Annotated in this window: 8 protein-coding genes; all 8 read left to right on the top strand. The window is 56.0% G+C overall.

Translation table 11 applies throughout. The features are described from left to right. Positions 1-6: 6 nt before the first annotated feature. Entirely contained in the window at positions 7-2205 is a 2199-nt protein-coding gene (locus FND52_RS09405; RefSeq protein WP_144130619.1) for a TonB-dependent receptor, read from the top strand. A 101-nt stretch (positions 2206-2306) separates the two neighbouring features. Beyond that, positions 2307-4271, top strand: coding sequence for a PhoX family protein (locus FND52_RS09400; protein WP_144130618.1), 1965 nt, complete (start codon positions 2307-2309; stop codon positions 4269-4271). Between the two features lie 160 nt (positions 4272-4431). After that, a complete protein-coding gene (evgA, locus tag FND52_RS09395; protein ID WP_144130617.1) occupies positions 4432-5049 on the top strand; it encodes an acid-sensing system DNA-binding response regulator EvgA in 618 nt (205 codons plus the stop codon). 3 nt (positions 5050-5052) lie between these two features. After that, positions 5053-8253 (top strand): ATP-binding protein, encoded by a 3201-nt coding sequence (locus FND52_RS09390; protein ID WP_144130616.1) that lies wholly within the window; start codon positions 5053-5055, stop codon positions 8251-8253. 476 nt (positions 8254-8729) lie between these two features. Then, entirely contained in the window at positions 8730-9239 is a 510-nt protein-coding gene (locus FND52_RS09385; protein ID WP_144130615.1) for a helix-turn-helix domain-containing protein, read from the top strand. Between the two features lie 125 nt (positions 9240-9364). Beyond that, entirely contained in the window at positions 9365-9886 is a 522-nt protein-coding gene (locus tag FND52_RS09380; protein WP_125294844.1) for a fimbrial protein, read from the top strand. A gap of 49 nt (positions 9887-9935) precedes the next feature. After that, on the top strand, positions 9936-10607 hold the full coding sequence (locus FND52_RS09375) for a fimbrial biogenesis chaperone (RefSeq protein ID WP_144130614.1): 672 nt from the start codon (positions 9936-9938) through the stop codon (positions 10605-10607). Positions 10608-10621: 14 nt separating this feature from the next. Then, complete coding sequence (locus tag FND52_RS09370) at positions 10622-13087, top strand: fimbria/pilus outer membrane usher protein (RefSeq protein WP_144130613.1); 2466 nt, start codon at positions 10622-10624, stop codon at positions 13085-13087. The last annotated feature ends 8 nt before the right edge of the window (positions 13088-13095 follow it).

Raw genomic sequence — 13095 nt, 5'->3', positions numbered from 1 at the left:
CCAGGTATGAACGTAAAAACGAAAACACTACTGGCGCTGGCGATTGGCGCGACTGTGCAGGGCGCGCAGGCGGCTACCGCGGAAACCGCTAAAAAAAGTCAGGAAGACACCATTGTGGTCCAGGCCTCCGGGAGCGACTTTACGCCCGGCGGTAATGAGCTGGTTCCCGCCTTCCTTGATGGCCAGATGGCCAACGGCGGGCGGCTGGGGATGCTGGGTGAACAAAGTGCCATGGACGTGCCCTTTAACGTTATCGGTTACACCTCGAAGTTGATTGAAGATCAGCAAGCGAAAACCATTGCCGACGTGGTCAGCAACGACGCGGGCGTGCAGAATGTGCAGGGTTACGGCAACTATGCTGAAACCTACCGCATTCGCGGCTTCAAGCTGGATGGCGATGATATGACCTTCGGCGGCCTGGCTGGCGTAGTGCCGCGCCAGGTCGTTGATGCCGCCATGCTGGAGCGTGTGGAAATCTTTAAAGGCGCTAACGCGCTGGTCAACGGTGCCGCCTCTTCCGGCGTGGGCGGGATGATCAACCTTGAGCCGAAACACGCCACCGACACACCAATTACCCGCGTCGGTGTGGATTACACCTCCGCCTCTCAGGTGGGCGGTTCGATGGATTTAGGCCGCCGCTTTGGCGATAACAACCAGTTCGGCGCGCGGGTTAACCTGCTGCATCGCGAAGGCGAAAGCCCGATTGAAGACGACAAGCGCCGCACCACGCTGGCCTCGATTGGTCTGGATTACAAAGGCGACCGTCTGCGCGGCTCGCTGGACATGGGCTACCAGAAAAAGACCTTCCATGGCGGCACCGTGGGCGTTAACGTCAGCGCCGTGGATTTCATACCCGATCCGCCGCGCAATACCAGCAACTACGCCCAGAAGTGGGGCTACAGCAATATCGAAAACGAGTTCGGCCTGGCGCGCGCCGAATACGATCTGACCGATAACTGGACCACTTATCTCGGATTCGGCATGCAGCACAGCCATGAAACCGGGATCTACAGTTCGCCGAAGGTGAATAACGTCAACGGCAACGCCACGATAGGCCGTCTGGATACCAACGCCATCCGCGATTCCTACAGCGGCATGGGCGGCATTCGCGGTAATTTCGATACCGGCTTCGTTTCCCATAAAGTGAACGTCGGCTACTCCGCGCTGCTGCGCCGCGACAATATCGCCTGGGCGATGCTGTCGAAAAACCCGGCGGTACCGGTGAATATCTACCATCCGCAAGATGTGCCGATGCCGGATGCCGACCTGAAGGGCGGTAATTACAGCGATCCGCTCACCACTGGCCGCACCCGTACTCAGGGCTGGCTGCTGAGCGACACCCTGGGCGTGCTGGACGACAAGCTTTTGTTGACCCTTGGCGCGCGCCATCAGAAAGTGGCGGTGCGTAACTACAGCAACGCCACCGGCGCGGAGACCGCCAACTCGCGCTATGACCAGAGCCGCTGGATGCCGACTTACGGCCTGGTGTACAAAGCCTGGGATGAAGTCTCGTTCTACGCCAACCACACCGAAGCGCTACAGCCCGGCCAGGCCGCGCCGAAAGGCACCTCCAACTATGGCGAGAGCACCGACATCGTTCATTCGAAGCAAAACGAAGTGGGCGTGAAAATGGACTATGGCCGCATCGGTGGCTCGCTGGCGCTGTATGAAATCAAAAAGCCATCGGGCTTTAACGTCGCGTCCAGCGATCCCAGTGCGCTGCCGACCTGGAAAATGGACGGTGAACAGCGTAACCGCGGCATTGAGCTGAACGTTTTCGGCGAACCGCTGCTGGGCCTGCGTGTTAACGGCAGCGCGACCTGGATTGACGCCGAGTTGACCAAAACGCAAAACGGCGTCAATAAAGGTAATGACCCAATCGGTATCCCGTCGTATGTGATGGTGCTGGGCGCGGAGTATGACATCCAGCCAGTACAGGGGCTGACCGCCACGGCGCGCGTTAACCGTACCGGTTCGCAATACGCCAACGCGGCCAACACCAAAAAACTCGACGCTTACACCACGCTGGATTTGGGCGTTCGCTACAAAATGCAGCTGAATCAGGATCGCAACGAAATGACCTGGCGTGTGGGCGTGGATAACGTCACCAACGAGAACTACTGGTCGAGCGTGGATGACGGCGGCACCTATATCTTCCAGGGCGAACCGCGCACCCTGAAAGTATCGATGAGCTACGACTTCTAAAACAGTAAGGGGCGATAAGCCCCTTTTTTCATTGTTATAAATTTGTAATAAAACCTTCTTACACTGCTCACTTCTGATAACAATACCGACAGGAAGCCATGATGAGCAGACCCCTCAAGCCGCTGTTTAAACAGGAACACAGCGACGAAGTCAGTAACCACAGCGCCAACCCCGTGTTTTCCGATGTTGCCAACGCCTTTTTAAGCCGCCGCCGTTTCTTACAGATGGGCGTGGTGGCCGGTGCGGCGGTCTCTTTCCCGGCGCTAATGAAATCGCCAGCGGCCTGGGCGGTGGAAACCGCGATGGCCCGTCCTTCTTCGCTGGGTTTCACCAGTATCGCGGTCTCAACTGACGATACCGTGCGCGTGCCGGAAGGGTACGTGGCGCGCCCGTTCTATCGCTGGGGCGATGCGGTGGGCTTAAAAGGCAACCTGCCGGAATTTAAAACCGACGGCAGTAATACTACCGATGAACAGGCCGCGCAGGCCGGTATGCACCACGACGGCATGGCCTGGTTCAGCCTGCCGCTGGGCGGCGACGATCCGCACCACGGCCTGTTGGCGATGAACCACGAATACATCGATAACGGCCTGCTGTTTAAAGACGGCGTGGCCAACTGGAACCTCGACAAGGTCCGCAAAGGGCAGAATGCCATGGGGATTTCGGTCATTGAGGTGAAAAAACAGGGCGACAGCTGGACCGTAGTACGTCCGTCTGAATTTGCGCGCCGCATCACCGTCAATACGCCGATGAAACTCACCGGACCGGCAAAAAATCATGCGCTGATGAAAACCGACGCCGATCCGCAGGGCGAAACGGTACTCGGCACCATGCAGAACTGCGCCAACGGCCATACGCCATGGGGCACGTATTTGACCTGCGAAGAGAACTGGTCGGATATTTTCGTGAAGAAAGCGGCCCCGAACGCACTGGAAAAACGCTACGGCATCAGCGACAGCGACGAATCCTACCGCTGGAGCGAAGCCGACGCGCGCTTCAGCGTCGACGCCACGCCGAACGAACCGAACCGCTTCGGCTGGGTAGTAGAAATCGACCCGTACAACCCGCAGTCCACGCCGCGCAAACACACCGCGCTGGGCCGTTTCAAACATGAAGGCGCGGCCATCACGCTGGCGGCGGACAATCGCGTGGTCGCCTATATGGGCGACGACCAGAAATTCGAGTACATCTATAAGTTCGTTTCCGCCAATCAATATGACGCCAGCCAGCGCGACGCCGCCATGGATCTGCTCTCTGAAGGCACGCTGTACGTCGCGAAATTTAATGAAGACGGCAGCGGAAGCTGGCTGCCGCTGGTCTACGGGCAAAACGGGCTGGATGCCAGCAACGGGTTCGCCAGCCAGGGCGAACTGCTGATCAAAACCCGTCTCGCCGCCGACGTGGTAGGTGCCACCAAAATGGACCGCCCGGAGTGGATTGCGGTCGATCCGCACTCTGCCGGCAGCGTTTACTGCACCCTGACCAACAACAGCGATCGCGGCAAAGAGGGCAAAGCGCCGGTCGATGCCGCCAACCCGCGCGCCAATAACGTCTACGGTCACATCATGCACTGGACTGAAGAGAACAGCGATCCGGCTGCCACCGCGTTCAAATGGGATATCCTGGTGATGGGCGGCAAGCCGGACAGCGCCGACGAAAAAGCAAAAGGCTCGATGAAGGGCGCGGAATTCGGCAGCCCGGACGGCCTGTCGTTCGACCATCGCGGCGTGCTGTGGATCCAGACCGACGTCTCGTCCAGCACCATCAACAAAAAAGCCTATGAGGGCATGGGCAACAATCAGATGCTCGCCACCGTACCGGGCACCAATGAGTATCGCCGCTTTCTCACCGGGCCGCGCGGTTGCGAGATCACCGGCATCGCCTTTACGCCGGATAACCGCACGCTGTTTATCAATATCCAGCACCCCGGCGAACCGGGCGATGACATCAGCGATCCGGCGAACCCGACCGCCGTGTCTACCTGGCCCGACGGCGATAAAAACAGCCGTCCGCGTTCGTCCACCGTGGTGATTGTCAAAGCCGACGGCGGAATTATCGGCAGTTAACCTCAACGGCCTCCGCAGGAGGCCGTTTTCTTCTGCACCGTAACCCTCTCTTTTTGCTATTGATCGCGTGAATGTGCTGTCGTCTGCGCTGCGGTTTGGGCTATGCTCAGTAAAAGTCTGCCCGCGCCCCGCGTTTCCTGCCTGAAGGAGGACGTCGCCCATGACCACTGCCATTATTATCGACGATCATCCTCTGGCGCGGATGGCGATCCGCGGTGTACTGGAAACGCACGCCATTACCGTGACCCATGAATTCGAAGACGGGACGGCAGCCCTGAAGGCGCTGCGCCACGAGCGCCCGGATATTATTGTCATTGATGTCGATATCCCCGGCGTTAACGGTATCGACCTGATCGAGGCACTGCGCAAACAGCACTTTCCCGGCATTGTGATTGTGGTGTCGGCGAAAAACGATCGCTACTACAGCCGACGCAGCGCCGAAGCGGGCGCCCACGCTTTTATCAGCAAGAAACAAGAAATGACCACCATCATCGCGGCGATCCAGGCGGCGCAAAATGGCTACAGCTATTTCCCCTTCGTGCTGGATGATTTTACCGGCGTACCGCCAGGGGATCGCGAAAAGCTCGAATTACTTTCCACTCAGGAGATGAAAGTAATGCGCTATATGCTGGAGGGGTTCGATAACAATAAAATCGGCGAGCAGATGCATATCAGCGGTAAAACCGTCAGCACTTATAAAACCCGGCTGATGGAAAAACTGGGATGCAAAACGCTTATCGAGCTGCTGGCCTTTGCCAGCCAGAATAAGCTGATCTGACCGATGAAAAGCCTGCTGGTTATGCTGTGCATTGTGCTGGCAGCGCTGGTGACCCCGGCGCACGCGCAAATGCCTGCGGCTGAAAAACTCGACCTGTCTGGCTTTAATCCCTTGCAGCCGGTGCAACTGTATCTCACCGATGAGCAAAACCGCTGGCTGCGGCAGAAAAAAACCTTACGGGTGGCGATCTTCCCGCCGGATATTCCGCCGCTGGTGCTCAACACGGTGTCGGGTCGCTATCGGGGGATGAATGCCGATTATCTGGCGCTGATGCAGCGCTCGCTGAATATCAGCCTTGAAGTGTGGCGCTATCAGAATGAAGCGCAGGCGATAGATGCGCTGAAGCAGAACCACGTCGATCTGTTACTCACCGGCTTGCAGTATCAGCCTGAGCCGCCTGCCGGTATCGCGCTTTCCGCGCCGGTGATCTCCTCGTGGCCCGCGCTGGTAACCACCCTGGCGAACGTGATGGAGCCGCTGCGCAGCGAGAAATTTGTCACCATCGCGACGGTAGACGACTATCCGCCCGAGGCGTGGATCGCTCAGTCGTTTCCCAATGCGCAAATTCACCGCTACGCCAGCTATCATGCGGCGCTCTCCTCCGTAGCGGAAGGGAAGAACAACTATTTTATCGGCGACAGTTTGCCGGGCAGCGCGATTATTTCCCAGGAGTTTGCCCTGGCGCTGACCACGGTAAAGTACTGGGGTGACGAGCAGAAAAGAAGCCATTTCCTGATAGCGCCGTCGCAGGAACCGCTACGGCAAATCGTTAACAGCTTTCTCGGGGCGATTGATGAACATCTTCATAATCAAATCACGCAATCGTGGATTGAAAAAGGCAACCTGACCTTCGCGCTGGATAAGCTGGAATTAAGCCATCGGGAACGGCTGTGGCTAAACCAGCACAAAACGCTGCGTATTATTGTTAATCCGTATTTTGCGCCCTATACCCTGCTGGACAGTAATCTGGAAACCCGGGGAATTATTGGCGACATCCTGAATTTAATCAGCCTGCAAACCGGCCTGAAATTTGAAACCATCGTCGTCAAATCCAACGATGAAATGCTGGAAGCCATGGGCAAGGGCGGCTGGCATTTAATGCAGACCGCGACGTGGGATTTAAACCGCATTGATAATGTGTCCTATACCCACCCTTTTATTACCACGCCCAACGTCATCGTGATGAAAAGCGACACGCCGCAGACCATCGCGCTGCGGCCCGGCATGACCGTCGCCATCGCCTCGCTGCACAATCTTATCCCGGTGCTGAGCAGCAAATATCCGGGCATCACCTGGCGGCAGGTGGATAACGCCAGCGTGGCGCTGAATCTGGTCGCGAACGGCGAAGTAGACGCGGCGCTCTCCAACCAGCTAACCGTGCGCTACTTCAGCGAGCACTATTATCCTGACCAGCTGGCCTTTACGCCGTTGCCCGATGAACCGCCGTCGGCGATTGGTTTTGCCATGCCGCGTTCAGAACCCGAACTGCGGCAGATCCTCGATAAAGCGCTGGATAACATCCCGCAAAAAGAGATCCTGCAAATCGTCGGTAAATGGGTGCGCTTACCCGATGTGACCATCGACACCTGGGAGTTATACAACCGGCCATTTTACCTGGTGGCGCTACTGGCGGGGCTGCTGGTGCTGAGCAGCCTGATCTGGGGGCTGTATTTGCTGTCGGAAATCCGCAAAAGAAAACGGGCGCAACACCAGTTGGAGCAGGAAAAAGACAACGCCCTGCGTGCCAACAAAGAGAAGCGCGTTTTTCTGGCGCGTATGAGCCACGAGATCCGCACCCCGGTGAGCGCCATTATGGGCTTCCTTGAGCTGCTGCATCGTTCCCGGGAGATCCGCGCCGGGCACGATAAAACCGCCGTGGATCGCGCATGGCAGGCTTCCCAGTCGCTGATGATGCTGATCGGTAACGTGCTGGATCTGGAAAAAATCGAATCCGGCAAGGTCGAACTCACGCCCCGATGGGTGGACATCAACGCGCTGCTGGCGGAGGTCACGCAGCTGTTCAGTGGGTTGGCGGCGCAGAAATCGCTGTCATTACGGGTTAACAGCACGCTGGCGGATCGCCGGCTGTGGCTGGATCCGCAGCCGCTGCGCCAGGTATTGACCAATCTGATTGGCAACGCCGTGAAATTTACTCACCAGGGCAGCGTCACCGTGACGGCCCAGACCCAGCGGGTGGACGATAAACAGGTCGAGTTGATTATTGAGGTGAGCGATACCGGGCCGGGCATTCCGGTCGATCAGCAGAGCCGGCTGTTTACGCCGTTCAGCCAGACCGAGACGGGCCGGGCGCAGAGTGGGTCAGGCCTCGGGCTGGCAATCAGCAAGGAGCTGCTGTCGCAGATGGGCGGCACCCTGGAATTGCAAAGCGAGCCGGGTCAGGGAACGACGTTTACCCTGGCGCTGGCGGCGGCCAGTCAGCGTGGCCGGGTGCAAAGGGCCACGGAAGCGCCCGCGCAGCCCGATGCCCTGGCGCAGCGGCTGGCAATACTGATTGCCGACGATCATCCCACCAACCGCCTGCTGTTAAAGGAACAACTGCACGCGCTTGGGCAGCGGGCCGATGAAGCCAGCGACGGCACGCAGGCGCTGGCGGCGCTCCAGCAGCGCCACTACGACCTGCTGATCACCGACATCAATATGCCTGAAATGGATGGTATCGCCCTTACCAGAGCCCTGCGCGCCGCCGGACAACAGCTGGTGATTTGGGGGCTGACGGCTTCGGCGCAGGAACAAGAACAGCAGCGTTGCCTGGCGGCGGGAATGAATGCCTGCCTGTTCAAGCCGCTGAGTTTGTCACAGCTACACGCCATGCTTGCGGCGCTGGCGTTGCCGGACAAAGCGGTTCTCGACGTGGAAAAACTGTCGCGACTGACCATGAACAACAGGGCGCTGATGCAAAACGCCCTTGAGGATGCTCAGCGGGAAAATCGCCGCGATCTGTCCTCGGCGCAGGCGGCGGCGGAGCGGGGCGACTGGGTGGCGGTGCGCCACCATCTTCATCGGCTTAACGGCACCGCGCAATTGCTGGGCGCTGTCCGGTTACACGATCTGGCTGCCCAGCTCGAACAGGATCTGGTGGATAACAAAAATAGCCAGGGGATGTTAGCCAATCTGCGACGCATGGAGGAGCTCCTGGATGAACTGGATAATGAAGCGCAGCGTATCGTCAGCGACGGTAATTAGCCTGGTGATTGCCTCCGCTTAAGAAACGGCTTACGTTTGTAGGGCATGGCCTGCATAACAATAAGCATCCGCCGATAGGGTTAAATCAGGCTGTCTGTATAATTGCTCACAGGTCGCGGGGAATATATTCCAAAACCTGTCCTGGAATATTTCCTAAGAAAATTCCATTTTTAACAAATTGACAAGTTTAAGCTATCGAAGCGGAGAAATGACAAAGAAAAATCGATAACAAAATACACCCTGAAAACCATTATTCCAGGTTTTTGTTCTGATTAATTTATTTTTATTTGCCTCTTTCAGACTATCTGTCTGAATATGTCGCTTTGCTTGAATTAAACGATCGTTTTGATCTCAATCGGGGTATCACTAATTTTTTGCGAGTGATCTCCCTGGGGAATATAAGGTAAATTTTAAATAGAGAATGCAGATGTTGATCATTGAGTTTTCGAAAGGGGATAAAACTAACAGGGATTTCTATGCGGCTGTCACACTCTATCATTTCAAATGACCATTTTTTCAAAGTGGGTATTTGCACGTTACTTTCGCCAGAGCTTATTGACGACAATTTTATTCTTGTCGATATGGATACGGTACTTGCCGCAAAAGTAAAAAAACTGGACGCCAGAGGGAAGCAACTGGTGGCGTTTATCTCAAATGATATTGATTATTATGCACTGCAATCCGTAGGTAACGTGTTATTTATTGACAGAAAGCGCAAGGTGAATGAGATCCTCTCTTTTTTAGTCGCTAACGACATGAGGTATCACTACCAGATTAAATTTGCGCTTTCGCAGCGGGAATATCAAATCCTCGACTATATGCATAAAGGCTATAGCGCGGATGAAATTGCCGCGCTGATGGGATTAAAAATAAAAACGTTTTACGCGCATCGACGAAATATGGTGCTGAAGTTACGCGTCGGCAATCGTATTTCTCTGTATCGAAATATCGCGCGTCTGGAAAGCGCCTGTTCCCAGCAGGCGTAATAAACGCACGGATAAACATATTTAAATTAAAGGAGAAGGCACTCAATAAGGAGACCTGTTTTATTAATTATTACCTGAACGCTATTTATTATTTTACTGCAATTAACAATTAACTGGATTTTACCATGAAAAAGATCGCTCTTATTTCTGCGCTGGCCGCGTGCTTTGTTGCGTCTACTGCACAGGCCGCCGACGGCACCATTAACTTTACCGGTACGATCACCGATCAGGCCTGTACTGTCGATGTGAATTCCGCTACTCAGACCGTTCCGATGGGCACGATTTCCAATACAGCGTTTGGCACTTCTGCGGGCGTCACGGCAGGGGCTAAAACCTTTGATATCGTGCTTCAGAGCTGCCCGGAGTCCGTCACCAGCGCCAGCGTGCGTTTTGACGGCACTACCCATGCGGAAAACAGCGCAATCCTGGCGCTGAGCAGCGGCCAAACCGCTTCTCACGTTGGTATCGCACTTTATGAAAAAGACAGCGCGACGCTGATCCCGGTCGGCACCTCTTCTGCAAGCGTGACGCTGGATTCAGAGAGCAGCAATACGCTGAGCTATATCGCGAAATATATGTCGACGTCTACATCCGTCGGCGCGGGCTCTGCGAACTCCTCTACGGCATTTACCATTACGTATCAGTAATTATTAAGCAGGGCGGTAAGCCGCCCTGCCTTTCAGGAAGGCAATAGTGATGAAAGTTTCAAAAGCAGCGCTGCTGATGGCGGCGTTATTTTCCACCAGCGCATTTAGCGGCGTGGAAATTGGCGGCACCCGCCTTATTTACGATGGTAACAAAAACCAGGCTGCTATCAGCGTAAATAACCCGGATGACAGACCCTATCTGATTCAGGCGTGGGTTAATAAAAACGAAAGTTCGGATGATAACGACGATACGTTTATTACTACGCCGCCGTTATTCCGGCTCGATGCGCATAAACAAAATTCGGTACGGGTGGTATTAAGCGGAAAACCGCCCGCTACCGATAAAGAATCGGTGTACTGGTTAAATATTAAATCGATTCCTGCATCAGCACCCAATGGCAAAAATGAATTAACCATCGCGGTGAAGAGCAAAATGAAACTGATTTACCGGCCCGCCGGCATTAAAGGCGACCCGGCAACGGCGTACCAACAGCTTCAGTTCAGCCAGCGGGCGGGCAAGCTGGTGGTGAAAAACCCCACGCCGTTTAGCGTTTCATTACATGCGGTAAAAATAAATGGCAAAGCGATATCCAGAGCGCCGATGGTTTTACCGCAGCAGGAAATGACATTGCCAAATAATGTTTCTCCGGGACAGCAGATTGACTGGCAAGCAATCAATGACTTCGGGGGGATTACCGCTCCAGTAAAAGTACAGCTATAGGTTGAGTAAATAACGTGTCGCATTTAATTTCGGTTGGTCAAAACGGTTACCCATTACGCGTATTAAGCGCGGTTATTTTTTGCGTGCTGAATATTCCCGCAGCCAAAGCGGCAGATTATTTCTCACCGGATCTGATTGAAATGCGCGGCAATATCGCGCGCGATATTGATATTTCGCGCTTCAGCCAGGCGGGCGGGCAGTCGCCAGGCAGCTGGCAGGTAACGGTAGCCCTGAATAACCAGCAGGTTGACGAGCGGGAAGTCCGTTTTGAACGGGTGGATGAGGCGCTGAGCCCGGTACTCACCAAAGCGGATCTGCTGCACTGGGGCGTGGAGGCGAATGCGCTGCCGGAATTCATGGCGATGCGGGATGATGAGCAAATCAACGAGTTATCGACGCTGCTGCCGGGCAGCTATGCCCGACTCGACTTTGAAGCACAGCGGCTGGAGATTTCTATCCCCCAGCAGTATATGCAGCGTAACCCGCAGGGCACGGTCCCCGCATCCGAATGGGATGACGGCCTTAACGCGCTGTTCCTGAATTACAGCTATTCAGGCGCGACGGGCAGTAATGAAAACGGCAGTACCAACAGCCAGTACGCAAACCTGCGCAGCGGGATTAACCTTGGCCCGTGGCGGTTGCGTAACTATTCCACCTGGAATGACGGCGACCGGGGCAGCCACTGGAACAGCATCAGCACTTCATTGCAGCGGGATATTAAAGCGTTGCGTAGCCAGTTCGCCGTGGGCGACAGCTACACCTCGTCGGAAGTGTTCGACAGCTTTGGCTTTCGCGGCGTGCAGCTCTATTCCGATGACGGCATGCTGCCGGAAAGCCAGCGCGGGTTTGCCCCGGTCATTCGCGGCATTGCCCAGAGCAACGCGCAGGTCACGATCCGTCAGAACGGCAATATCATCTGGCAGTCGTATGTGCCGCCGGGGCCGTTTGCCATTGACGATTTGTATCCGACCTCCAGCAGCGGCGATTTGCAGGTCTTGATACGTGAAGCGGATGGCACGGTGCGCCAGTTTACCCAGGCGTTTTCTGCGGTGCCGATTATGCGGCGCGAAGGGCAATACAGCTATGCGCTAACGGCGGGGAAATACCGCGCATCATCGGATAGCGATAAAGAACCCAACTTTTTACAGTTGACCGGCAGCTACGGCTTGCCCTGGACCACCACGCTGTATGGTGGCGCGATCGCCTCGGAAGAGTATTTTTCCGGCGCGCTGGGCACAGGGAAAAGCTTCGGCGACTGGGGATCGCTCTCCTTTGACGCCACCTGGGCGCACAGCCAGTTGCCGGACGGCAGCAAAGACGACGGCGTATCCCTGCGGGCGCAATATTCCAAAGACATTGCCTGGAGCGGCACCCACTTTACGTTAATGGGCTATCGCTATTCGACAGAAGGCTTTCACGATTTCCAGGAAGCCAATGGCGAGCAGAACTGGCAGCACCGCCAGAATAAGCGCAGCAAGGCCCAGATCGATATTAACCAACAGGTTGGCGACTGGGGGAATATTAACCTGTCGCTTTATCAGCAGGAGTACTGGGGCGGCGATAAAGAGCAGACGGTAAATTTTGGCTACAACACCAGCATCGACGCGATTAATTACGGGCTCAATTACAGCTATTCCCGTCAGCCGTGGTACGGCAATGGCGATCACGTGGTGTCGTTTACCGTTCAGGTGCCGCTGTCGCGCTTTCTGCCGAACAGCTGGCTCAACATGTCGGCCAGCAGCAATAAGAAGGGCGATGTGGCGTCCAGCGCGGGCCTTTCCGGGGTGGCGCTGGCGGACAACAACCTGAGCTGGAATGTGCAGCAGGGCTACGACAGCCGCGGCGGTAAAGTCTCCGGCAGCGCGTCGGCGGATTACAAGGCGTCATTCGGCGAGTATCAGCTGGGTTACAACTATTCGCGCCACCAGCACCAGACCACGGTCGGCGCGATGGGCGGGGTGGTGGTTCACCCTTACGGCGTGTCGCTGTCTCAGCCGCTGGGCGAAACCATGGCGCTGGTGAAAGCGGATGACGCCAGCAAAGTGAAAGTGTCCAACAACACCGGGATTTACACCGACAGCAAAGGCTTTGCGGTGATCCCCAGCGTCACGCCGTACCGCCGGAATAGCCTGACGCTGGACAGTTCGTCCCTGAACAGCCGGACCGACATTTTAAACGACACCACTACGGTGGTGCCGACCAAAGGCGCGCTGGCGCTGGCGGAATATCCAACGGTGACGGGCTACAAGGCCATGTTCCATTTACAGGGCGCGACGATCCCCTTCGGCGCGACGGTCAGCGTGAAGAACGGCAGCGTCACCACGGAAAGCATCGTGGACGATCGTCAGCGGGTCTGGCTCTCCGGCGTGCCGGAAAAGGGAACTCTCAGCGTGCGCTGGGAAAACGGTAGCTGCCAGGCGGCGTACCAGATTAACAATCCATCCGATGGTCAGGCCACGGTTACGGCCCAGTGCCGCTGATTTGGAGA

The organism is Atlantibacter subterraneus, from assembly GCF_007570865.1.
GTDB classification, from domain to species: Bacteria; Pseudomonadota; Gammaproteobacteria; order Enterobacterales; family Enterobacteriaceae; genus Atlantibacter; species Atlantibacter subterraneus.
Note: the sequence above shows the minus strand (reverse complement) of the source record. Positions and strands in the feature narration are given on the sequence as shown.